Origin of the sequence: Rheinheimera sp., from assembly GCF_037442345.1 — a bacterium.
GTDB lineage: Bacteria > Pseudomonadota > Gammaproteobacteria > Enterobacterales > Alteromonadaceae > Pararheinheimera.
On the sequence record NZ_JBBIQL010000001.1, the window covers coordinates 43874 to 67552 of the forward strand.

Sequence of the window (23679 nt, forward strand, 5' to 3'; positions counted from 1 at the left end):
ATCATGGCACAAAACGTATACCAGTTTATCGACGTGAAGCGGGTGGACCCGCCAAAGCGCTCGCACCGCGAGCGCACTATTGAATTCGTTGAGATTTACCAGCCAATGACAGAAACCCAGGCCGCAGGTCAGGCCGACCGTTGCCTGGATTGTGGCAACCCGTACTGCGAATGGAAATGCCCGGTGCATAACTACATTCCGCAGTGGCTGAAGCTGGCCAACGACGGCAAAATTATTGAAGCGGCTGAGCTGTCGCATAAAACCAACAGCCTGCCGGAAGTGTGCGGCCGGGTTTGCCCACAAGACCGCTTGTGTGAAGGCGCCTGTACCCTGAATGAAGGCTTTGGTGCAGTCACTATAGGCTCTATTGAAAAGTACATCACCGACAAAGCCTTTCAGATGGGCTGGCGGCCGGACTTATCGGCTGTGGTCAAAACCGACAAACGGGTTGCGGTGATTGGTGCAGGCCCGGCAGGTCTCGCCTGTGCCGACGTGTTGATCCGCAACGGCGTCACCCCTGTGGTGTTTGACCGTTACCCGGAAATTGGGGGCCTGCTGACCTTCGGTATTCCGCCCTTTAAACTGGAAAAAGATGTGCTGAAGCTGCGCCGCGAAATCTTCAGCGAAATGGGCATTGAGTTTCGCCTGAACACCAATGTGGGTGTAGATGTCAGTTTCGACAGCTTGCTGGCTGAATACGACGCCGTGTTTTTAGCGCTGGGGACTTACACACCAATGCAAGGTGGCCTGGTGAATGAAGATGCACCGGGTGTCTACGAAGCCCTGCCCTTCCTGATTGGTAATATCAACAACCTGATGGGCTGGCAGACTGAGCACCCCTTCGTCGATATGGCCGGTAAAAAAGTCGTGGTGTTAGGCGGTGGTGACACCGCCATGGACTGCGTACGCACCTCCATTCGTCAGGGTGCCAGCCAGGTGATTTGTGCGTACCGGCGCGATGAAGCCAATATGCCGGGCTCCCGCCGTGAAGTGCAAAATGCCCGCGAAGAAGGGGTGGAGTTTCTGTTTAACCTGCAGCCTTTGGGCATTGAAGTGGACGAAAGCGGCAACACCATTGGCGTCAAAGTGGTCACCACCCAAATGGGTGCACCAGACGCCAAAGGCCGCCGTAACGCCGAAGTGGTGCCGGGCTCTGAGCAGGTGCTGGCCGCCGACGCCGTGATTGTCGCCTTCGGTTTTCAGCCAAGCCCACCGCAGTGGCTGAAGGATATGGGTGTGGCGCTGGACGACAAAGGCCGCGTGGTGGCCAGTGAAACCAGCCCTTACCCGCTGCAAACCAACCAGCAAAAAATCTTCGCCGGTGGCGATATGGTGCGCGGCTCCGACCTGGTCGTCACCGCCATAGCCCAGGGCCGCAAAGCCGCTGAAGGTATTCTGGATTATTTGCAGGTTTAAGTTCTCAACACAAAATGTAAGGGCGCACCTTGGTGCGCCCTTTTTATTCAAACCCTTTTTAGGAACTAAGCATCAATACGTAGTTCAGATTCTTCTATTATTAATTTGAGCAATAACTCACTTTAAGCTTAATGTCATAAGCTAGTCCACGAAGCCAAAATGCCATAGGAATTAGGATGCATATAACCCAAAAGGAATTTGGTAGGAAAATCGATTTCATATTCCATAAAGACTACATAAATATGATTCTTAAGGATAAGTCTGGCACTACAGACATTGATTTTTTCTACGCAGAAATCCCATTTAAAAAGCAAGAATCTGTCGAGCAGAATGACTGGTCCTTATGTATGGCCGTTATGTGGATCGTGATCTGGATAGTCAATGTGTCCCGTATATTGCTTACGGGAAAGCCAATGGACGGAAGCTGGATTTTATTAGTCATTTCTGCTCCATTCTTTCTTCACTACTTAGCTAGCAGAGTAAAATATACGGTTCTTTTTACTAAATCTGGGAATCTATTCATCATTCAGGATAAAAAACATGATCAGATCTACTCCGAGATAATGAACCGACGAAAAATAGAGCTACTCAGAATGTATGGAAATGTGAACTCTCACAGCGACTATGAAACTGAGCTTGAAAAGTTTGGCTGGTTGCATCGCCATGGCGTTATAGATTCAATTGAGCTCGATGAAAAAATAAACGAAATATTAACTATCTACCCTCAGGAGCAACCTGCTATTAATCCATTTGAATTTCATTAAAGATGAATGCCAAGCATGCACAATCATAGACTACTGTTTTCTACATCAATGATTGAACCCCTTTGAAATTCAAGGTAAAACAACCAGATAGAGTCCCAGTCGATTAAACGCCGGAGTTTTAGTGAGGCTTTTTCAAATCACAGCACTGCTGTTAACCATAACGGCTCTGCCTGGCTGCACCACAGGCCAGTTGAGCTACGTTACGCCAGGCGGCGAGCATAAAACCGCCTGTCACACGGAATACAGTTGGCAACCCAGCATAGATAAATATGCAGTGGAATATATTCTGAGTTATTGCGCGACTGAGGCCACCAAACAAGGCCATACAGTCTCAGAACAGCACCTGCTGGACATCAACCGTACTCTGCCCGCGGCGCCTGCGGGCAAAAGCTGGTCGCACGAACTTGCCAGACAGCTGCATCAGGCCGGTCAGCTAAGCGACAAAGAGTACGGCTATTTAATCGCCGCGATGGATTTGGGGCATATTGAAGGTAAAACCGAATAAATAAAGATCCTGGCCTGTTCGTGGTGCTTGCTGAGGGTGTCAGTCTTGACCTGCTCCACCTGTCCACTATTCCTCTTAAGATCCGGCCGGACACGACAGTGCTGTTTTCGACTTCCCCCCAGATGCGGCCCAAAGAAAAAGCTGACTGGCAACCTGATGTACTGAGTCATTTCGGGCTGCTTCTCCCCTTGTAAATCAATAAGCTGCATCTATTCTTAATGCTGGTTTCTCTTCAAATTGGTTTTGCCATGTCATTGATGGTCAGTGGTTTGATCTTCTGTGTGCTAATGCTGTTCCCCGCAGAGTTCAGAGCCGAAGAGGTGATTCATATCCGGCATTATCATTTACAACCCCGTCATGGTTTTGCCTTAAAACTACTGGAGCTGGTGCTGGAAAAAAACGGCGTTCCTTATCGTATTGAAGCTGTGCAATCACCTGAGGTTTTAACAGAAGGCCGGGTAGAAAAGATGGTGGTGAATGGAGAGCTGGATATGCTGTTTATCTCCACCTCTGCAGAGCGTGAGCGCACTATGATCCCGATTAAAGTCCCCATTTACCGCGGCCTGCTTGGACTCAGGCTGCTGTTAATCACACCGGAAAACAATGAAAAGTTTAAAAATATAACCTCACTGAAACAGCTTAAACCCTATGTGGCCGGCCACAATCCACATTGGAGTGACTTTGGCATTTTTAAGACGAATGGTTTAAGAGTAGTGAGCTCTACCAATTATGAAGCTCTGTTTGAAATGCTGAAACATGGCCGGTTTGACTACTTTTCCAGAGGTGTGAATGAGGTATGGGGCGAGTTAGCCTTGCATTCAGACGACCTGATCATTGCTGACAATATCATGTTGTTTTATCAGCACCCTGTGTATTTTTTTGTCAGTAAACACAGGCCCGATCTGGCTGCTGTGCTGGAACAAGGTCTGGCAAAGGCCACAGAGGACGGCTCTTATCGCGCTTTGTTTGACCGTTATTATGCCGACACACTGAAGAAGGCCAACTTAAACAACAGAACCATGATTTTTCTGAACAATACGGCAGTGCCCGCAGGCACAGCACCAATAGATACCAGTTGGTGGTTAACCCCCTGAATCCATGTGTATTATATGACTTCACTGTCAGCCTGTCCGCCGACGCCAACCTCAGCATGGCGACAAAGATGGTCTTGCGTAGTGGCAAGGACGATAGCAATTTTGCAGCGATGGACTTGGGTCAGCCTGAAGGGATACACAATGAATAAAGCGCTGAGTCTATTGGCTGTATTGATGACTGGCCTCTGTGTTTATCTGCTGAGTCAGGCTTTTGCTACGACGGGCTCTGATAGCACACTGAACGGGCTGCCAAGTTCTGGCGAGCAGATGGCATCCCCATCAAACACCAATGAACCAAGGCCGACTCAGACTGAGTTAACACCTGCTGCAGAGTTGCAAGCGGATGACACAAGCCCGCCAGAAACTCTTCCCACTATGCAGGTTCAAACAAGACCCAGCTGGCGGCTCGATGCTGCTCTGGCGGAACAATGGATCCTACGCATTAAAAACAACGGCACCTTCTACCAGCCTTAGCTGCTTGCTTTTCAGTCAACCCTGCCATTTTAGTTGCGCAAAACTGTGCTGCACCTGCAATTTCCCTTCAGCATGCCAGAGCTGCAGCTGGCCGGGAGCAATAATGCCCGACAATAACCCTGTGTCGGCCTTGATTGTTTCCAGCCCCACCCAGCCATTGCGGCCACTGTATTTAGCAGCATAGAGGCAAAGATCCGCCAGTTTCAGCAGGTGTTCCCAGTGCAAAGGGGATTCACCCAGTGGCAACGGATAACAGGCATAACCGACAGAGCAACTGACAGCAACTGGCGGCGCCTCGCTCAGCGGAAACAACTCTTGCTGCACAGTGTCAACCAGTCGTTGTGCCAAAGGAGCGGCTTCTGCTCTGTTAATACTGCGGGCAATCACCACAAACTCTTCGCCGCCCCAACGTACCAGGTAATCGGACTGGCGAAATACCTGCTGCAGTTTCAGCCGGAAGTGTTGCAATACCTCGTCACCCGCCTGGTGGCCATAGCTGTCGTTCAGTGCTTTAAAGTGGTCTAAATCAATTAAAAACACCGCGAGTTCAGCGCGTTCAGGCTGGCTGGTTTTGCCACTTTGCCAGTCCTGCCAGCTGCGCCTGCATTGTTCCAGTTCAGTTTCGATATGGCTCTCCAGAAAATGCCTGTTGTGGAGCCCGGTCAATTTGTCGGTCAGGCTGATCACTTCCAGCTGCTGATAAGCCTGCTGCAACTCGGCATTTTTTTGCTCCAGCTCGATGGTACGGGCTTTTACTTCCTGTTCCAGACTGCGGTTTTGTTGGCTTTGCAGATAACGGCGGTATAAAGAAATCATCAATACAAATACCGCCACCAACCCGAAGATCCAGAAATTACGGGTCAGCCGGCTCTGCTCCAGCCTGGCCTGCTGCAGAATTTGTTCGTTTTGCAGCAACGAAATTTGGTACTGCTGACGGGTGTATTCGGTCTGAGCCTGAATGGCCGCAATAGTGGCCGCTTTTTTATTGCTGAATATCTCGTCTTCCAATTGCTTTTGCGCTTGCAGTGCATTTAGTGCTTCACGCACTGCGTCCTGCCGAATATAGGCGTCCACCCGCATTTGCTGCAACTGGGCTTCATCGGCGCGCTCCTGAGTTTGCCGCGCCAGCGCAATACCAGGCTCAATATAAGCGAGAGCCGCCTGCACCTTGTCTTGTCGCAATGACAGCTCCGCCGCCATCTTATAAGTGTCTATCAGCAAACTTTTGTAGCTGTGCTGCAACGCCCGTTTTATCACAGCATCCAGCAGTTGCTGAGCACCGGCATAGTCGCCCTGTTCCATTGCCAGCTTGGCCAGCCCGGTTCGGGCCCAATCAGTATCACGTTTCGCGCCAATCTGCTGAAACAACGCCAACGCCTGGTTGGCGTGAAAATGGGCTTTGTCGAATTCCTTCAGCCCGCTGTACAAAAAGCCCAGCTTGTTATGGCTGTAAGCGATATTGCGTTTATTACCACTGGCAATATCCATTTCCAGTGCCTGCCGGAAATACGTTAACGCCTGGTCATTGTCGCCCAGGCTGCGGTGTAAATCGGCAAGGTTAAAAATGGTACTGGCAATGCTTTCGCTGTCTTTCAACTGATAACTCAGCTCCAGGCTTTGTTGGTGGGCGTGCAAAGCTTCTTCAAACTGCCCCATTTTCTCCAACACAGTGCCTATATTGTTGTAGCCGGACGCGATGGATTCTAAATCTTCCAGGTCACGATAGATCTGCATCGCCTGATACATGTATTTCAGGGCACTGGCATAGTCACTCTGGTAGCGGTAGGTCATGCCTAATCTGTCGAGTGCATCCGCCAGCGCCTTGCTTTGCCCCAAAGGTTGCAGCAAAGCGACGGCTTGCTCCAGTTCAGGCTTAGCCACCTGGTAATTGTTGCGCTCCATCGCGTTTCGGCCCAACTGAAAATGCGCCAGACCAAGCTGCAGCGGATCATTCACTCTGACGGCTAAAGCCAGATAGTCGCTGGCAAGCTGGTCCGCTTTCACCAAATTGCCTTGTTGACGGGCTTCTTTCAGTTGTTCCCGCAGCTCAGAAAAATCCTGAGCTGCAGCCACAGCTGTCAGACTTTGACAGAACAGAGAAAGTATCAGAACAGCAGGAAAAAACCGCATCAGGAAACACAATCAACCAGGCGAAAAACTGCACAGAAGCTAGCACAAGTTAATTAGCAACATCAAATAGAATGCACAGCGGCTTGCGACAACTGCAGCTGAATGCTGCATTGCCAACCAGGCAACTAACGCAGCGCCAGCATATCACTACGGATAAAATCGGCCAGCACAGCTTTGTGTTGTTGCTCCCACTGCTGCAGCGCGCTGCCGTCACCTTTGACCACCTGCTCGATAAATGCGGCGGATAAGGCCTGAGTGGCGGCTTTAATGACCTTATTCTGGTTGGCCGTTTCGTCATTGCGGCGCCAGCCGGAGAAGATGTTATGGCTACCGCCATTAAATACCGCCATCACTTTGTACGGGCTGGCCATGGCATAAAACAACTCCAGCCTGTCCGCCGGTGAGGAGTAATAGCCCGGTACTTTTATTTCATCTTCTGTGGTGGTGATATGCAAAGTCGGAATGGTCACATCGGCCAGCACCTGAGCAAGTGGCTGGTCGTTATAAAAAGGTGGGGCTGAAATCAGAATAGCGGCCTTAATGCGTGGGTCTTTTAAGCTGACCAACCGGCCCTGCTGTTCGACCTGGGCACCAGAGAGCAGCATGGAGGTATTGGCACCATAAGAATGGCCGGCCATCAGGATCTGGTGCTGATCCACCGCCTTGGCAACGTCTGACGCTAAAAACTGGTCCAGTGCAAAACGTACATCCTGCACCCGGGCCAAAGCTTCGGCTTCATCCGCCGCATCCATTAACCGGAAAGGCAATAACAAACGACTGCCTTGCCAGACTTTACGGTCACTGCCCTCATGTTGCAGGTGCAAACTGTAATAGCCCTGGCTGGCCCAATACTGGCCTAAATAGGCATAACGTTCTTTCGAGCCACCTAAACCGTGCGAAAACACCAGCAGTGCTGCTTTGCCTTTTGCCTGCTTCGGGCTGAACAGCAGCGCAGGCACTGCACGCTGCCTGCTTTCGTCAAACCAGTGAAATTCGGTTTCTTCCACTTGCTCAGTCAGGACCAAAGCCAGCTGCTCTGCCTGTTGCACTGAAGGTAAATTCAGCTGTTGCTGCCAGACCAAAGGGCTTAACCCCGTGGCTTTAGCAGAGCAACCACTCAGGCCTGCAGCCAACGCCAGGGTTGCAGTCAGGGCCATCAGGCCTGTCCAGACTCGTTGTGGTTTCATCGCAATACTCCGGTGTCAGACTGCAGCTTAACCAAACGGCCTGAGTTGTCCGGTCGTCTGTGGTCAGTGGCTTGGGTTACGGGATAAGGGCAGTTTACGGATTTACAGACCAGAAAAAAGCGGGAAATTCTGCATAGGGTGTTCAAAAAAATTCATCAATCAAAAAGCTGTTGTAGTGGCGGGGGTTCCCCCGCCAGCAAAGACCAGCCTTAACCATTGATTTTTTTTACCAACAACAGCCCGACCTGAGCCGAACTGATAACCACCTGCTCACCAGCGACAAGCTCAGTGTCACTGCTGTCTGGGTCCAGTTTTACCTGCCAGTGCACACCGCTGAACAGCAGTTCACTGGCCTGGGTTTTACTGGTGTGGCCTGCCAGCACCAGTTGGGTGCCAACAAAATCAGAAATGCCTTTGTCTTCCTGCAACCGCTCACCGCTATGCTGCAAACGCCGTAACGGCTTCCACAGCAATAAAGTGGTGATCACCGCCAGCACCGCCAGACTCAGCAGGCTCAGCCACAACTGATCCGGCAACCAACCCAGATAAAGAGCCCCCGCCACCAGCAAGGCAGACACCGCCAGCGACAACAGCACTTCCAGCAAACCCGGCACCGCAAAAGGTAATAACGCCAGGCAGACCAGGCCCAAAATCATCAGGACGGAGAATAAATCCATCGACGGATCTCCTTATTTAGTTAAGGTGCCGGATTGCTGAATAGCGGCCACGACCCCCAAGGCTTCAGCCACAGTATGGCCTGCCGAGGACTTGTCGTTATCCATCAGCACCACAGTCGATTCACGGGCTATGGCCTTTTTCGCCGCAATGGCTTCGGTGGCTAAATCCAGTTGCACTGCCGCCTGGCCTTCTGCCGTGGCTGCCGCCTGACCTATCATGGTCAGCGCTTTGGCTTTGGCTTCGGCCACCAGTTCAATAGAACGGGCTTCGCCTTCAGCTTTTAATACCTGCTGTTCCCGCTCAGCTTCGGCCGCCAGCACAGTGGCCTGCTTTTCCCCTTCGGCCAGGTTGATAGCCGCCTGACGCTTGCCTTCAGAATCCAGAATAGCCGCGCGTTTTTCCCGCTCAGCACGCATCTGTTTTTCCATCGCGTCCAGCACTGAACTGGGCGGGTTAATGTCTTTAATTTCGTAACGCATTACCTGCACACCCCAGGCGGCGGATGCCTGGTTGATGGCGTCAATAATTTTGGCGTTTAAGCTGTCACGCTCTTCAAAGGTTTTATCCAGATCCAGCTTACCAATTTCAGAACGCATTGACGTCTGCGCCAGCTGGATCACGGCATACACATAGTTATCGATACCATACGAAGCTTTGTACGGCTCCATCACCTTGATATAAAGCACACCGTCAATGGTCAGGCTGATATTGTCTTTGGTAATGGCTGACTGGCTGGGAATGTCGATGGCGTTTTCTTTCAGCGACACCCGGTAGGCAATACGGTCGATAAAAGGAATAATAAACTGCAGGCCGGCCGTCTGGGTTTCGTGGTATTTACCCAGGCGTTCAATGATATAGGCCATATTCTGCGGCAGTATCACTATGGCTTTGCCAATAATAATCAGCACCGCAACCACCAGCACCAGAGGTACCAGCAACTGGCTGTCAAAAAACATACTTTGGTCCATCACTTATCCTTATGATTCAATTAGCTTCCCTGCTAATTTAACGGATTTTTTACCAAAACCAAACCCTGCAGTTCAAGCCTGTGAACCGTTCGGAATTAACCTTTGTTCGCCCTGGTGATGCGTTGAACACAAAACCGGCAGCGAAGTCGGGTCAATCTGCATCAGCGACAAGGGCCACAGCTCAGGGAGTCGCCCGGCCAAATAAAAACAGCAGCGGCTGATCCAGCCGGGCTGCCCAGGCCGATTCGGTATGAGCCGCCCCTGGAAAAAACCGGCTCTGCCACTGCGTCTCGCTGTAGCCTTTGTGTTGCATGATCGCGTCGATTTTTTGCTGCAACGGCGGGTACCAGGCATCCAGCGTCTGGTCACCATAATCAAAATACAGCCGCACTTTGCCGGGCGCCGGGAGTTTTTGGCTCAGATAGGCCTGAAACTGAGCAGGCACCGGGTTATGGTCCTGACTGAAAGCACCGGGCCAGTGGGTGGACAGACAGGCGGCGGCACCAAACACATCAGGGTACTGCAGCAGGCCATACATGGAGATCAGCCCGCCCATGCTGGAGCCCATCAGCGCGGTCGACTGAGCATCGGTAGCCACCCGGTACTTTTTGTCGATATAAGGTTTCAGCTCTGTCACCAGAAATTTCAGATACTGGTCTGAATACACCGGCTGACTGAAAAGTTTTATACCGGGGCTGCGCTCAGCCTGATACAGCAACTCTTGCTGAGCCTGGGTCAGCGCTGCAAAAGGCTGCTGCGGAAAATATTCAGCATGGCGGTTTTGTTCACCGTTATGCACGGCCACCACAATAAAAGGCCGTGCTTTGCCTTGCGTCTGTAAAGCCGAAGCCACTTCATCCACCTGCCATTCCTGCTTATTCCAGGTGGTATTGGCATCAAACAGCATCTGGCCGTCGTGCATATAAAGCACGGCATAAGGCGCGGCTTTTGGATACCCAGGCGGCAGCCAGATATCCACAGTCCGGGCTGGCACATGGACAGAACTGAAACTGCTGACCCGCTCCAGCGTGCCACTGCTGACCTGCGGCAGGAGCGCTTCTGCCCCCTGCACAGCCGTTGCTGCCATAAAAACTGCAGCCACCATCCATCTCAACATCTTTCTGCCCTCCGTTGTTTTTGATTTTTATGCTGGCCCGCCATCCGGCAAACTGCAAGCTGAATACGAATGCCCTTAATTTGCCGCCAGCTCTTTTCGCCCCTGCGGCCAGAGGTTAGACTGGCAAGAAAATCCAGAGGCTACAGCATGAAGTGGGGCATTTTGTCAGTTCTGTATCTGAGCCTGGCTTTGCATGCGCAGGAACTGCCACAGCTGCTGATCCCCAAACCCCGCTCCGAATACGATATCAACCATCAGTACTATGTCAGCCTGCTGGACAAGGCACTGCGCAAAGCAGCTAAAGGCCGCCCTGTCCCCAGGCTGGTCGCCAGCTACCAGATGGAACAAGGGCGTGCCTTGCGTGAGCTGGCCAAAGGTGAAGTGCTGGACGTGTTCTGGGTAGGCACTGACCAGGAAAAAGAACACCAATTCCGTGCTATCCGTATTCCGCTTGAACGTGGCCTGATGGGTTTTCGCAAGATGACTCTGCATAAAGACAAGCAGGCATTATTTGACACTATTCACAGCCTGCAGGGCCTGCAACGCCTGACCGCCTGCCAGGGAGCCTACTGGCCCGACGTCAGCATTATGCGTGCGGCCGGGTTAAAGGTGCTGGAGGCTCCGGTCTATGAAAACATTTTTAAGCAAACCAATGCCGGGCGCTGCGACTACTTTCCACGGGGTTTGCATGAAGGTCTGGTCGAACTGCAGCAACGCCACAGCCTGTACCCGAACTTAGTGCGTTACCCGGATCTGATGCTGCATTACCCTTTTACCGTGTACTTTTTCACTCAAAAGCAGCATGAAGCACTGGCGCAGTGGATAGAACAGGGGCTGGAAGCCATGATCGATGACGGCGAACTGCTGGCCCATATGCAACAAAGTGAACTGACCCGCCAAATGTTTCCGCTGAGCCAACAGGCCGCCAGCCGCTGGCTGCTGCTGAAAAACCCGTTACTCAGCCCTGACACCGACTATCAAAACCCCAGGTACTGGTTTGTACCGGCCGATTTTGGCTATTTGCAGGAGCAGCCCTGATGTTGCAGGCTAAAGACATCGCTGATTTAATTTTGAAAGGCTTTCGCCGTCATTTTGTCTTGTTCCAGCGTATTACCGCTCAGTCGAAAAACCGTTTCAGCTACCAGAACTGGCAAGGGCTGCAGCAGGATAATTCTGAACGTATTTCTTATTACGACAGCCGGGTCAGTGAGACCCTGACCCAACTGCAACATTTATTGCCAGCCGCACAACTGAATGAAGGACTGTGGCAGCAGGTGCGCCAGCACTACCAGTATTACCTGATGTTTCACCCTCAGGCGGAGCTGGCTGAAACCTTTTACAACTCAGTGTTCTGCCGTTTGTATGAACGTAAGTATTTTCATAACCAGAATATTTTTGTGGAGTCCAGCTTAAACAAACAGCAATTGCCAGCGCCGGTCGCCTCTGTGTATGAAAGTTATTTTCCGTCGCAGTATGGCCTGAAACAAAGCATCCGCGCCATTATGGCCAGTTTTAAACTGGATGTGCCTTTTGTGGATCCCGAACGCGATATCCGCTTGTTGGTACGCACTTTTACCGAGCAATCCAGCCATGGCCGCCACCCGGTACAACTGGTGCGTTTTGATATTTTAAAATCGCTGTTCTTCCGTAATAAAGCCGCCTACATCGTTGGCCGGGTGGTCACTCCGGACGGTCAGCAGCCTTTTATTATTCCACTGTTGCACCAGGGCCATGATGGCATTTACGTAGACAGCCTGATCACCGACGCGCAGCAGATGAGTATTATTTTTGGCTTCTCACGCGCCTATTTTATGGTGGAGATGACGGTGCCTTCAGCCCTGGTGCATTTCTTACGTGAACTGCTGCCGCACAAAACGCTCGCAGAGCTGTATTCATCTGTGGGGTTGCATAAACAGGGCAAAACCGAGTTTTACCGCGAACTGTTGCAACATCTGACCAAGTCCAACGATCCCTTTGTGGCCGCGCCAGGTATTCGCGGTATGGTGATGATGGTGTTTACCCTGCCGTCTTTTCCTTATGTGTTTAAGGTGATCCGCGACCGTTTTGCCGAAACCAAACAATTTGACCGTGCTACCGTCAAGGCCCGTTATTTACTGGTAAAAAAACACGACAGAGTGGGCCGGATGGCCGACACCATGGAGTTCTCCGACGTTGCACTGCCACTCAGCCGCTTCAGTGCGGAACTGCTGCAGGAACTCAGGGACAGCATAGGCAGCTCGATGCGGATTGAAGATGGCCTGGTGATCATCCGCCATATGTATATTGAACGGCGGATGATCCCGCTGAATATTTACCTGGAGCAGGCGAGCCCGGCATTGAAACGCCATGCGATGGACGATTATGGTCAGGCGCTGAAAGACATGATTGCCGCCAATATTTTCCCCGGCGACATGCTGCTGAAAAACTTTGGGGTAACCCGGCATGGCCGGGTGGTGTTTTACGACTTTGACGAAGTGCAGTACCTGCTGGACGTGAATTTCCGCACCATTCCGCACACTGACAATTACGACGATATGCTCTGCAGCGACCCCTGGTATTCCGTGGCACCGGGTGATGTGTTTCCGGAGCAAATCACCACTTATGTCACAGCGCAGCCGGATATTCGCCAGATGTTGCTCGAGCAGCACCCGGAACTGGCCGACGCCCGCTACTGGCAACAGAAACAGCAGGCCATTCGTGACGGTGTGGTCGAAGACATTTTCCCTTACCCGCAGTCTCAACGTTTTTGTCAGCTGTACCCGGATGAATTCACGTAGCCAAGCCAGGGCTGCTTGCGTACAATGCGCCGCCTGAACCGGAGCCTGTTGTGACCCATATTAATTCTGTGCTGGCGCTGCGTGCGCGTGAACTGCAAAAAACCACCCGCATCTTTCGCGCCCGCGGCAGTAAAGTCGTGCGCTGTGAACAGTGTTTATTGCCGGTGCCGGATTGTATCTGTGCGCTTAAACCTTCCGCCTCTGCCCGCTCGGCTTTTTTGTTTTTAATGTACACAGGTGAAGCTTATAAGCCGAGCAATACGGGCCGGCTGATTGCCGACATAGCTGAGCGCAACTTTGCGTTTGTCTGGGACCGTACCCAGCCGGATCCAGCGCTGCTGGCGTTGCTCAAACAGCCCTGCTATCAGCCCATTATTGTGTTTCCTCAGCAATATGCCGCACCAGAGCGCTGTATTGATTCGGTTGAAACCGGCGATAAAATTCCGCTTTTTGTGATGCTGGACGGCACCTGGCGCGAAGCCAAAAAGATGTTCAGAAGCAGCCCTTATCTGGACGGCTTTCCGGTGCTGGGCATTCAGCCGGAGCAGGCGTCCAGTTATCAGCTGCGCGAAGCGGCCCATGAGCATCAGCTGTGCACAGCTGAAGTGGCGGTAGAGGTGTTAAAGCTGGCGGGCGATACCCAGGCCAGCCAGGACCTGGCGCTGTATTTTCAGCACTTTCGCCGCAACTATATAGCAGGTAAACCGCATTTAACCTTCGAATAAAACAGCTTTAACTGCGCCAGCAGCCAGTGTGGATCATCCAACGGAAGGTCGTGCCCGGCTTCGCTGTGCAGCCGCACTTCTGCATTCAGCCACCTCGCCAGCCGTTCACTGCATTGCCAGTCCACCAGCCGGTCTGCCTGGCTTGCCAGCACTAACACTGGGCATTGGGCTTTGGTTACAGGCCTGAATCTCGCTGCCGCCCAAAGCTGACGCGCCGCATTGGCAGCGGATACCGGGCTTTCACAGGCTATGTGCACCCACTGTTGAATCACCTCAGGCTGCAATGGCTGGTTGCTGGTTAATTGCCAAATCAGCGCTTCCCGTTGTTCTGGCTGGCGACTGAGCATGCAGCGCAGCAAAGTGAAATACTGTGCCGGCCGCAGCCGGTGCCAGAACGGGCTCAGCGCACTGCTGCTGTTAATCAGCACCAAAGACGCCACCTGTGCTGGCGCGGCCACAGCCCAGTCGAGCGCCAGCATACCGCCCATCGAAATAGCACACAGATGCAACCGGGCGTGCCGGTGTTGTGGAAATTGCAGGCCAAACTGCTGCTGCAGCTGTTGGCGCATTTGCTGAATACTAAGCGGACTTGGCTGCTGGCAGAGTGCGCCACAGCCCGGCACATCCAGGGTCAGTACAGGTACATTCAGTTGCTGCGCCACTTGCGAAGGAAAATTCAGCCAGTGACGCTTTTCGCGCACCAGACCACGCAGTAACAACACAACTTCAGCGGCCATACCAGAGCTCCAGAGCCTGCTGGCGATGCATACGCGGATACAGACTTTGCCGCCATTGTTGTTGCGACGCTGTGGCAGAGATCAGAAAATGCAGCAGGGTCAGATGGGTACGCAGCACCCTTTTCACCCGGTGCGGTTTGACCGGATGAAACATGCCCAGGAGATCCAGCAGCTGCCAGGGATTTTTCCGTACCCAGTTCCACGAGCCCATTTCCAGCGTCAGGGGTAAAAACAAGGTGGAGCTTCGCAGCGATTCGTCATACAGCTGGTCCCATAAATCGCCATGACACAGGTAATGTTGAGACTGAGGCTCAAACTGATAAGGCTGGTAAGGGTAACTGTCAAACAGCAGTTGGCGCAGCCGGAATAACTCGGCCAGATGCGGCACAGGTTCGCGGCTTTTGGCGTAAGGAAACCACAATCTGTCCATCACACCAAAACCCGAGTGGCAGTCCAGCACTAAACTGAAAGGCCCCTGAAACAGCTTTTCCCGCACCAGCCGCAGCAACGCGGCAGTTTCAGCTTCCGGCTGCAACGGGTTGCCACGGTACCAGGGCAAACGGTTAGACAGCAACTGGCCGCCCACCAGAAAAGCCGCTTTGCCTTCGCAGCGCACCTGACCATTGCGCATCAGGTCCACGCCATGGCCGTTGCTGCGGGTTTTCAGCGCCATGCCCACAGGATTGACCATAGGTAATAAATACAGATTCAACTGACTGAGTGTTTCGGCTAAGGTGTGGTCCCAGCTCAACCGGGCCAGCAGGCTTTCCAGAAAAGCAATCAGCACCGCACTGCCAATACGCTCCAGACCATGCACACCACCCACCAGCAATAAATTTGGTTTGGCCGGGTCATGCGCCCCTAATTCCACCAGATAACTGGGCAGGGTAAGACCGGCAAATTCAAATTCAGCCCAGCACTGGGCCGTTACCGCTGCGGGCGCCCTGTCCAGCAAGGCTTCCAGCCGGATCAGCTCCGGCAATAAATGTCGTACCCGGGCTGAACGCACCCAGCTCTCCCCATCATGTTCTATCGGTGTTTTTCTTCAGCATAAAAGTAAAAAGCCCAAGTTAAAGTGAACTTTTCATGACAGCAGCAGACTATGAATAGCTGGAGTTTCAGCGACTTAGGCGGCATACTGAAAAAAATACGGAGGAGTCATCATGCGATTGTTAGTTCTGCTGCTGGTGCTGGCCCAAACAGGTTGTGCATACAGCCAGCGTGGCTCAGATGAATGGTGGTATGACAGAACTCAACGGGACACCAGAGCCCACTGCAACAGCCTGCCCGCTGAAGTGAAAGCTCAGTGCCTGCAGCAGGCTCAACAAAGTTATGAAGAGTTTAAAAAGCAGCAACAGCAGCACTGAGCCGAACTGAGTTACAGTATCAGCTGGTAAGCGTCCACCCATTCGTTTTTGTCCGGCACCAGCACTGGCGCTATCGGCAACATGCCGACTTTCTCCAGCAGTTTTTTCGACGCCAGATTTTGTGGCGACACAATGGCCTGCAGCTCTGTCAGCTGTAACGTCCGTGCATGGGCCACAACAGCCTGTGCCGCTTCCAGCGCATACCCCTGACCGGTAAACTGCGGAAAATAGGCGTAGCCTAAGTCCGGCACCGGCAGAAAATCACGTTGGATCAGGCCACAAAGCCCAATCGCAGTGCCGTCCTGCAACACCACTTTGTACATACCAAAACCAAATCTCTGGTAGCTGGCCAAAGCGCCCTGCTCCAGGTTGCTGCGGGCGTCCGCTAAGGTGCGGACGCCCTTGTCGCCAATGTAGTGCAAAAAACTTGGCTCGTTATACAAGGCCAGGGCAAAAGCGGCGTCATCCAGCGTCAGAGGCCGAATGATTAAACGTTCCGTGGTTAACATCAATTTCTCCATCACCGAAATATGCGGCTGCCAGTTCCGCATACTCTAATCCAGTGCATAGAAAAACCGGAGCCTGGGCTCCGGTTTTTTTGTTATTGCTCAGACTGCGCCTGTTGCTTTTTCGCTTTTTCTTCCCAGAAAGTGGCATTTTTAATGCCCAACTTCACCGGGTCAAAACGAATAGGGCCACCGGCCTGTTTCTGCGCTTCGTAATCACGCAGGCAACGAATGGTCGGCCTGTGCATAAAGAAAATCAGCAAAATACCCAGCACGTTAATCCAGGCCATCAAGCCCACACCAATGTCCCCTATGGTCCAGATGTACCCTGCACTGTTCACCGCACCATAAGCCACCATAAACATCAGCGCCAGTTTAAACAGCACCAGCGGCAGCTTGTTACCAAACACTGAGTTTAAGTAAGCCACATTGGTTTCGGTGATGTAGTAATACGCCAGAATGGTGGTAAAGGCGAAGAAGAACAGCGCCAGGCCGACAAACACAGAACCAAAGTCGCCAAACACCTGCAACAGTGCCAGTTGGGTAAAGGCCGGTGAGCTGATCTCCGTATTCGCTGCCACATTCTGCACTATCAGGCTGCCGTCCGTTAAGGTGCCCGCCACATTGTATTGCTGAGTGATCAGAATCATCAGGGCTGTTGCGGTACAGACAAACAGGGTGTCGACATAAACAGAAAAAGCCTGCACCAGGCCTTGTTGCGCCGGGTGGTCTACTTCCGCTGCCGCAGCAGCATGAGGACCAGTGCCCTGACCCGCTTCGTTGGAATAAATACCACGTTTCACCCCCCAGCCAATAGCCGCACCTAAACCGGCCTGAGCCGTGAATGCGTCACTGATGATCAGGCTAAACACGCCGGGTAATTTATCCAGATTCAGAAACACCACCACCAGCGCCATAATGATGTAACCCAGCGCCATAAATGGCACCACAATTTGGGTGAAATTAGCGATACGGCGAATACCACCGAAAATAATAAAACCCAGGATCATCAGGATCACCGCCAGCGTGATCAGCTTATTGGTACCAACCAGGCCAAAAGCCGTGTCGACCATAGCACCGTTGCCGAAGATCCGTACCGCCGCATCACCGACCGCATTGGCCTGCACGCCCGGTAAAAACAAGCCACAACCAATAATGGCGGAAACAGCAAACAATACACCCAAAGGCTTCCAGCCCAGGCAACGTTCAAAGTAATAGGCCGGACCACCACGGTACTGGCCGTTCTGTTCGACTTTATACAACTGACCTAAAGTCGACTCAACATAAGCGGTGCTGGCGCCCAAAAAGGCCACCACCCACATCCAGAACACAGCGCCGGGGCCACCAAAGCCTATGGCCGCAGCCACACCGGCAATGTTACCTACCCCAACCCGGCCCGATAACGAAACGGCTAACGCCTGAAAAGACGATATGCCTTTGTCTGAACTGGAATTATTCAGCAGAAGTTTCAGCATTTCTTTGAAATGACGCAGCTGCGCAAAGCGGGTCATTACGGAGAAAAACAAGCCTGCCCCAAGGCAAAGGTAAATCAGGGCTGGGCTCCAGATAACGCCATTAATGGCATTGACTAACTCATTCATTTACATGTTCCCCACGGCATTGGATGGCAATACAACTTGTCTATCCCCGTCGTACCTGAAGCTGCGGCTTTGTTGGCTGCACCATCTCGCCCCAGTCACATAGGTCCACTATGCTCCAGGGGCCGCACTGGCTTGCCGCCTCCCCACAACTGCAAGTTACTTGGATATACCTGCCTTTGTTTTTGGATAAAACAACGGCCGGAATCGCTGCCCGGCCGTTATGCACTAACAAGATACCGCAAGCACGCCGCTACGCCTATTGTTATTTGTGAGTCCGGTACCTCTGGTCCCATCTTTGCCTCCTGTGGTGTTGTGCCGCCATCGCTTTTCAAAAGCGCTTGGTTATACTGCTTCTGACCTATTGATGCAGGACTTTGCAGTGCTTACCATGCCCACCTCCGCCGTTATGCGTTATCACAGTTGGTTCTGGCTGCTGATCTTTGTGATTAGCCTGTTCAGCTGGGGCCTGGATTATCTGATCTGGCAAAAACCGGAAAGCCTGCTGTATCTGGGGCTGGCCTTTATCAGCGACGCGGGTGCCTTTGTATTAACTGGCGCCGTGTTGCTGTGGTCACAACAGCAAATTCAGCAGAAGCATTTTTCCGTCTGGCAATTTGTACTGGCCGCAGTGGCTGCCACGCTGGTCTATATTCCGCTCGACAATGTTCTGTGGCTGCTGCCGATGAAAAGTGAAGCATTCGATTTACGCCTGCTGCTGAGCAACCTTGACAGCAGCACTCTGGCTTTTTTTGTCTGGACCAGCCTGTACCTGGCCTATGTGCTGCACCAGCAACGCAATTTCCGGCTACAGGAGTCCAGCCGTCTCAGCCAGAAAATTCAGCAGCTGGAGCTGCAGGCGCTGCGCCACCAGTTGAACCCTCACTTTACCTTTAATGCACTCAATTCGGTTTGCGCCCTGATTGAAGCTGAACGTTACGACGATGCCGAACTGATGTCGGAACAACTGGCATCTTTTTTACGTTATTCATTAAGCCATTCACCGGAGCAACTGGTGCAGCTGGCCGACGAACTGGCGGCCATTAATGCCTATTTATCACTGCAGAAAACCCGTTTTGGCAATAAGCTGCGGGTAGACTGGCAAATTGAGCCTGCAGCCACTGCCCACCTGATCCCACCGCTGCTGCTGCAGCCTCTGGTGGAAAACGCCATTAAATACGCCGTCGCCAGCCGCCAGCAAGGCGCCACTATCACCATCAGCGGCGAATGCAAAAACAACGAACTCTGGCTGAAAATACAGGACGACGGCCCGGGTGAAGCCGCCACTGCGCTGGCCGGTCAAAGTGCCGGTGTAGGCCTGAGCAACATCCGCAACAGGTTAAAACAGCACTTCGGCCAGACCGCCCGTCTGATGGTGGAAGCAGGTCAGCAGGGCTTTGCTGTACTGATCCAGCTGCCGTTGCAGCGGAGTGCCCTATGAGCGCAGTTCAGCCATCCTTGGGCCGCTTTTGGTACTGGCACCTGCTGTACTGGCTCTGTTATCTGCTGGTCAAATTCATCCATCTGGCGGTGTTGGTGCCGCTGGATGGCCGCGCCGTGTTTCCGTATCTGATGATTTATCTGCTGCTCAGCTGTATTGCTTTTGTGGTGACAGGCCTGCTCGGACAACGTGAGCTGCGCGCTTCTCATAACCTGAGGCAACAGGCCATCATTTTGCTGTGTTGGCTGATCCCGCTCTGGATGGCGCTGGTGCCACTGCGTCAGTACCTGATGATGAACTACGCCATGCTGAACTATGAAAACGACGTGAGCCCGCTGCATTATTTATTGGCCTTTAATCTGGTGCTGATGCCCATAGCCGGCTGGGGGGCGCTTTTTATGGTCTACAAAGCCAATGTGCTGGACCGGCTTGAATTTGGCCACCAGCAGGAGCTGGCACGGCAAGCCCGGATGACCCGGCTGAAAGTGCTGCGCTACCAGGTGAACCCACATTTTATGTTTAACACCCTCAATGCACTGAATTCACTGATAGTGCAGCACAAAGGCCTGGATGCAGAAAACCTGATCCTGCAGCTGTCGGCCTTTTTACGCCACTCACTGAAAAACCATACCGAACACCTGATCCCACTCAAAGAAGAACTGGACGCACTGGCAGCTTACCTGGCCATTCAGCAGGTGCGTTTTGGCGAGCGGCTAACCTTGTGCTGGCAATTGGATGACAAAGCGCTGAACTACAAAATACCGCCACTACTGCTGCAGCCCTTGGCGGAAAACGCCATTAAATATGCAGTGTCCGAAATGAAAGGCGAAGCTCAAATTCGCATTACAGTCAGCCTGACCGACCATTTTATCAAGCTGTCTTTGTCGGATAACGGCCCGGGCGCAGAACTGGCCGCCGGTTGGCCCCGTCAGGCCAGCAGCGGCAGTTTACAAAACCTGGCTGAACGGTTAAGCCTGCTGTTTGGCGCTAAAGCCAGCCTGGCCTTTCATCAGCAGGCACAGCTTTTTACCGGTGAAATCTCGTTACCTCTGGAGTCTCTGGATGCAATTGATTAGAACCCTTATTGCCGACGACGAACCTTTAGCTGTCAGCAACCTGAAAGCCAAACTGGCTGCTTACCCCAATATAGTGGTGGAACAAAGTTTTGATAACGGCGACGACACCCTGGCCTATTTGCAGCAGCATCAGCTGGATTTAGTCTTTCTGGATATTCAGATGCCCGGGCTCAAAGGCATTGAAGTGCTGAAGCAACTGTCCAAATCCTCAGCAATGGCCGCCCCGCTGATTATTCTGGTGACGGCCTACGACAATTATGCGTTTTCCGCTTATGAGCATTTTGCTTTTGATTACCTGTTAAAACCCGTGTCACGCCAACGCCTGGCGCAGACCTTACTCGATGCCAAAACAGCACTGGATAAACAGCAGCAGCTGGTGCCTGCGCCTGTGGCGCAAAAGCTGACCTTTAAAACCGGTGCCTCTACTTTATTGCTGGATGATGTAGACGTATTGATGATTGAAGCGGCCGGCAACTATATGTGCATTCACACCTTAAGCGAGAACCTGATTATCCGCGAAACCATGAAAGACTTATTGCAGCGGCTGCCGCCGCAGTTTGTACAGGTGCACCGCTCATCCATCGTCAACCTGCATCATGTGCACAAAGTGCAACCGCATAACAACGACTACCAGTTGCAACTGTCCAACGGCAAACAGGTGGTGGCGTCCCGGCGTTTTAAAGCCGACTGGTCGCCCAAATTGCAGCAGCTTTAACTGGGCTGCTGCGTTGTTGTGTGCTCTGTACAGGTTTAAGTTTTACGGGACTTACCAGGGCAATACCCTCCCATCCCAGTTCAGTAACTGGCCGCTTTGGCCGGCACTGAGCCCGGCGGCCACGCTGGCCAAACGTCTGGCCGTAGCCGCCGCGCTTTGCAGCTGACCGGCTGGCAGATTCTGCTGAAAAGGGGCCGACAACTGCGTATCGGTGGTCCCTGGGTGAATACCGACGATGGCGGCTGTTTTATTCAGCCGCCCCACTTCAATACTGAGGTTTTTTATCAACATATTCAGCGCCGCTTTGCTGATACGGTAGCTGTACCAGCCGCCAAGCGCGTTGTCACCAATACTGCCAACTTTGGCACTGAGGGCCAGCAGTTTAACTGCCGGCTGTTTGCATATATACGCAAAAAGTAGTTTCAGATACAGAGCAGGCACCTGCACATTGGTGGCAAAACGCTGGGCAAGCACTCCGATATCCAGTTGGCGTATGGTTTTTTCCGGCATGGCCTGGCTGTCATGCAGCACACCGTTGCAGATAAAAATGATATCCGGCTGGTACGTCAGCGCCTTGGCGACCATCTCTGCACTGAAAGGCTCTGAGGTTAACGGGTCCTGCAGCCAGTTGAGATCCGGCAGCTGAGGGGACGACTGGCGGCTAATCACAGTAACAGCCGCTTTTGCTCCGGCATAGTGCTGTGCCAGCGCCATCCCGATACCGCTGCTGCCACCAATCACCAATACAGACAACACCGATTGCGTCATCGCAGTAACTCCCGCGCCAGTTGCATGCCACTGAGCCAGGCATGTTCTACCCGGCCCCCATAAAGCCAGTCCCCGGCCAGCCCCAAAGCCAGTGCTGGCCGGTACCACATGCCATAAAGCGGGTAGGCCGGGTTTTGCCGGGCATAACGCCAGCGATGGCAATGAGTGACATCCGCAGAGAGCGGCTGATCAACCAACTGCTGCAACGCCGTCAACGCATAACCTGCTATTTCACTGCTGTCGGATTCGAGATGCTGCAAAGAAAAAGCGGTGCTGAAGTGCAACAGCCAGTGCTCACCCTGGCTACGGCCCGGTTTGCTGCTTTGCCGCGCCAGCCAGCTGAACTGACTGCCGGCGTTGCCAAAAATACCGTCATAGGGCCAGGGGCTGTGCGACAGCTGCACATTCACCGCCCAACAAGGCAGCAACGCCGGTGTGCTAAACACAGTGCTGAGTTCAGCATCCACCACACCAGCCGCACGCAGCAAGGGCTCAGCCTGTTGTTGCGGTATGGCCAGCACCAGCTGCTCAAAACAACCCAGACTGGCACCGGCACTGAACAGCTGCCAGCGGTTGCCGTCAAACGCCAGCCGCTCAACCTGACGGCCGGTATACAGTGCCAGGCCCTGCAGCAGAGCCGCAACCGGTACCTGCATGGAAGGCACACCGATAAAACGCACCTCCTCGTCTGGTGAAGCAACAACAGCCCCGCTTTCAAGCTGTGCCAGCCGGCCCTGCCAGTGCGTAATGCTGCCGGCACGCAACCAGTGTTGGCACTGAGCCAGAAAAGCGGTATCACGGGCGGTAAAATACTGTGCCCCCAGGTCGAGGTACCCCTGCTCAGTACGTTTGCTGCTCATGCGGCCACCCACACTGCGGCCTTTATCAAACAGGCTGACCTGCCAGCCCTGTTGTATCAATTGACTGGCGCAGGCCGCTCCGGCCATACCGGCCCCAATAATGGCGATGGTCACAGTGGTTTTCCTGAAGTGAATAACAACGGCTCCTCTGCAGTTACGCAGCGCTGACCGGATCCGATCATCAGGCCCTTTGAGTTGCAGCCGAGCCGCCTGAGCTACACCTCAGGCCAATGCGGCCCGGGCCCCTTAATTCTGCCTGTTGTTTTGTCAGTTTTCTGTCATAGAACCCGCAAAAATATTGCCCAATGTTGCTAAATATTTCAGCGCCCCCTGCTGTCACAGCGGGCTTGCCTGTGGCCCCATTTGCGCAGAAAACCAGCAAAAGCTCCGCCAGAATTCAGGCATGGCTCGGTGCCATAGCGGAGGATACCCCAATGAAAGTTTTAGCTTCTATTGCCATTCTGGCTGCAGTAATCTCTGGCTCAACCCAGGCCAGCGACACCTCATACATCATGGACCCAAGCATTGAGCAGTTGCTGGTGAAGGTCTGCACACAAAGCCAGGACGATGACAAATTTGGTTTAAACAAAACCCTGAAAACCAACCGGCTGAGCAAACAAAACGCCGTGGATAAAGTGGTGTGCAACGGCCAGCCTTTAGTGACCTTTGCCCGCACTTATGAAGCACACAAAGTGGTGAAAATGCTGGAACGTTACGAGCAACGCGGCAAAGGCAAAGTGTCTATTTCTGATGTAGTAGCAGCGCCGAATTAATGG

At 52.8% G+C, this 23679-nt stretch carries 24 protein-coding genes; 13 read left to right on the forward strand and 11 right to left on the reverse strand.

Annotated features, from left to right (window positions below):
- Positions 1-3: 3 nt before the first annotated feature.
- The 5 genes from WKJ04_RS00190 to WKJ04_RS00210 all read left to right on the forward strand — a co-directional run bounded on the left by WKJ04_RS00190 (position 4) and on the right by WKJ04_RS00210 (position 4253).
- The gene (locus tag WKJ04_RS00190; protein WP_337878571.1) at positions 4-1416 is read left to right on the forward strand and encodes an FAD-dependent oxidoreductase; all 1413 of its coding nucleotides are present in this window, start codon (positions 4-6) and stop codon (positions 1414-1416) included.
- A 176-nt stretch (positions 1417-1592) separates the two neighbouring features.
- The gene (locus WKJ04_RS00195; protein WP_337878572.1) at positions 1593-2180 is read left to right on the forward strand and encodes a hypothetical protein; all 588 of its coding nucleotides are present in this window, start codon (positions 1593-1595) and stop codon (positions 2178-2180) included.
- 121 nt (positions 2181-2301) lie between these two features.
- Positions 2302-2685: a hypothetical protein gene (locus tag WKJ04_RS00200; RefSeq protein WP_337878573.1), complete on the forward strand. Its 384-nt coding sequence runs from the start codon at positions 2302-2304 to the stop codon at positions 2683-2685.
- A gap of 218 nt (positions 2686-2903) precedes the next feature.
- Complete coding sequence (locus WKJ04_RS00205; protein WP_337878574.1) at positions 2904-3779, forward strand: transporter substrate-binding domain-containing protein; 876 nt, start codon at positions 2904-2906, stop codon at positions 3777-3779.
- Between the two features lie 141 nt (positions 3780-3920).
- Positions 3921-4253, forward strand: a complete 333-nt coding sequence (locus tag WKJ04_RS00210; RefSeq protein WP_337878575.1) for a hypothetical protein — start codon at positions 3921-3923, stop codon at positions 4251-4253.
- 15 nt (positions 4254-4268) lie between these two features.
- Here WKJ04_RS00210 and WKJ04_RS00215 read toward each other — a convergent pair whose 3' ends face one another.
- From WKJ04_RS00215 to WKJ04_RS00235, 5 genes are all read right to left on the reverse strand, one after another.
- Positions 4269-6326 carry a diguanylate cyclase gene (locus tag WKJ04_RS00215; RefSeq protein ID WP_337878576.1) on the reverse strand — a complete coding sequence of 686 codons (2058 nt, stop codon included), beginning with the start codon at positions 6324-6326 and terminating at the stop codon, positions 4269-4271.
- A 182-nt stretch (positions 6327-6508) separates the two neighbouring features.
- The gene (locus tag WKJ04_RS00220) at positions 6509-7570 is read right to left on the reverse strand and encodes an acetylhydrolase (protein ID WP_337878577.1); all 1062 of its coding nucleotides are present in this window, start codon (positions 7568-7570) and stop codon (positions 6509-6511) included.
- Between the two features lie 209 nt (positions 7571-7779).
- Positions 7780-8247, reverse strand: a complete 468-nt coding sequence (locus WKJ04_RS00225) for a hypothetical protein (protein ID WP_337878578.1) — start codon at positions 8245-8247, stop codon at positions 7780-7782.
- Positions 8248-8259: 12 nt separating this feature from the next.
- A complete protein-coding gene (locus WKJ04_RS00230) occupies positions 8260-9216 on the reverse strand; it encodes a stomatin-like protein (RefSeq protein WP_337878579.1) in 957 nt (318 codons plus the stop codon).
- A 181-nt stretch (positions 9217-9397) separates the two neighbouring features.
- Positions 9398-10333 (reverse strand): alpha/beta hydrolase-fold protein, encoded by a 936-nt coding sequence (locus tag WKJ04_RS00235; RefSeq protein ID WP_337878580.1) that lies wholly within the window; start codon positions 10331-10333, stop codon positions 9398-9400.
- 147 nt (positions 10334-10480) lie between these two features.
- On the opposite strand from WKJ04_RS00235, the gene WKJ04_RS00240 reads away from it, so the two are divergent.
- The 3 genes from WKJ04_RS00240 to WKJ04_RS00250 are packed head-to-tail and all read left to right on the forward strand — an operon-like array spanning position 10481 to position 13835.
- A complete protein-coding gene (locus tag WKJ04_RS00240) occupies positions 10481-11371 on the forward strand; it encodes a hypothetical protein (RefSeq protein ID WP_337878581.1) in 891 nt (296 codons plus the stop codon).
- Positions 11371-13110: a bifunctional isocitrate dehydrogenase kinase/phosphatase gene (gene aceK, locus WKJ04_RS00245; RefSeq protein ID WP_337878582.1), complete on the forward strand. Its 1740-nt coding sequence runs from the start codon at positions 11371-11373 to the stop codon at positions 13108-13110. The genes WKJ04_RS00240 and aceK overlap by 1 nt, the downstream gene beginning before the upstream one ends.
- Positions 13111-13160: 50 nt before the next feature.
- Positions 13161-13835, forward strand: a complete 675-nt coding sequence (locus tag WKJ04_RS00250) for a tRNA-uridine aminocarboxypropyltransferase (protein WP_337878583.1) — start codon at positions 13161-13163, stop codon at positions 13833-13835.
- On the opposite strand, the gene WKJ04_RS00255 is transcribed toward WKJ04_RS00250, so the two are convergent.
- Entirely contained in the window at positions 13799-14572 is a 774-nt protein-coding gene (locus WKJ04_RS00255; RefSeq protein WP_337878584.1) for an alpha/beta fold hydrolase, read from the reverse strand. The genes WKJ04_RS00250 and WKJ04_RS00255 overlap by 37 nt on opposite strands.
- On the reverse strand, positions 14562-15581 hold the full coding sequence (locus WKJ04_RS00260) for a DUF2817 domain-containing protein (protein WP_337878585.1): 1020 nt from the start codon (positions 15579-15581) through the stop codon (positions 14562-14564). Before WKJ04_RS00260 ends, WKJ04_RS00255 begins: the two co-directional genes overlap by 11 nt.
- Positions 15582-15735: 154 nt before the next feature.
- Here WKJ04_RS00260 and WKJ04_RS00265 point away from each other — a divergent pair, with 154 nt between their 5' ends.
- On the forward strand, positions 15736-15939 hold the full coding sequence (locus tag WKJ04_RS00265; RefSeq protein ID WP_337840721.1) for a hypothetical protein: 204 nt from the start codon (positions 15736-15738) through the stop codon (positions 15937-15939).
- 11 nt (positions 15940-15950) lie between these two features.
- Here the strand turns inward: WKJ04_RS00265 and WKJ04_RS00270 are convergent, their stop codons facing one another.
- Both WKJ04_RS00270 and WKJ04_RS00275 read right to left on the reverse strand, forming a co-directional pair.
- Positions 15951-16490 (reverse strand): GNAT family N-acetyltransferase, encoded by a 540-nt coding sequence (locus tag WKJ04_RS00270; protein WP_337878586.1) that lies wholly within the window; start codon positions 16488-16490, stop codon positions 15951-15953.
- A 50-nt stretch (positions 16491-16540) separates the two neighbouring features.
- Entirely contained in the window at positions 16541-18046 is a 1506-nt protein-coding gene (locus WKJ04_RS00275) for an alanine/glycine:cation symporter family protein (protein WP_337878587.1), read from the reverse strand.
- Between the two features lie 388 nt (positions 18047-18434).
- Between WKJ04_RS00275 and WKJ04_RS00280 the strand changes: the two genes are divergently transcribed.
- Genes WKJ04_RS00280 through WKJ04_RS00290 form a run of 3 tightly spaced genes read left to right on the forward strand, consistent with a single transcriptional unit; the run spans position 18435 to position 21275 of the window.
- The gene (locus WKJ04_RS00280; RefSeq protein ID WP_337878733.1) at positions 18435-19484 is read left to right on the forward strand and encodes a histidine kinase; all 1050 of its coding nucleotides are present in this window, start codon (positions 18435-18437) and stop codon (positions 19482-19484) included.
- Entirely contained in the window at positions 19481-20560 is a 1080-nt protein-coding gene (locus tag WKJ04_RS00285) for a histidine kinase (RefSeq protein ID WP_337878588.1), read from the forward strand. The genes WKJ04_RS00280 and WKJ04_RS00285 overlap by 4 nt, the downstream gene beginning before the upstream one ends.
- Positions 20547-21275 carry a LytTR family DNA-binding domain-containing protein gene (locus WKJ04_RS00290; protein WP_337840726.1) on the forward strand — a complete coding sequence of 243 codons (729 nt, stop codon included), beginning with the start codon at positions 20547-20549 and terminating at the stop codon, positions 21273-21275. Before WKJ04_RS00285 ends, WKJ04_RS00290 begins: the two co-directional genes overlap by 14 nt.
- Before the next feature lie 51 nt (positions 21276-21326).
- On the opposite strand, the gene WKJ04_RS00295 is transcribed toward WKJ04_RS00290, so the two are convergent.
- Positions 21327-22043 carry an SDR family NAD(P)-dependent oxidoreductase gene (locus WKJ04_RS00295; RefSeq protein WP_337878589.1) on the reverse strand — a complete coding sequence of 239 codons (717 nt, stop codon included), beginning with the start codon at positions 22041-22043 and terminating at the stop codon, positions 21327-21329.
- Positions 22040-23017: an FAD-dependent oxidoreductase gene (locus WKJ04_RS00300; RefSeq protein WP_337878590.1), complete on the reverse strand. Its 978-nt coding sequence runs from the start codon at positions 23015-23017 to the stop codon at positions 22040-22042. The genes WKJ04_RS00295 and WKJ04_RS00300 overlap by 4 nt, the downstream gene beginning before the upstream one ends.
- Positions 23018-23337: 320 nt before the next feature.
- On the opposite strand from WKJ04_RS00300, the gene WKJ04_RS00305 reads away from it, so the two are divergent.
- Positions 23338-23676 (forward strand): DUF3718 domain-containing protein, encoded by a 339-nt coding sequence (locus WKJ04_RS00305; RefSeq protein ID WP_337878591.1) that lies wholly within the window; start codon positions 23338-23340, stop codon positions 23674-23676.
- Positions 23677-23679 lie beyond the last annotated feature (3 nt).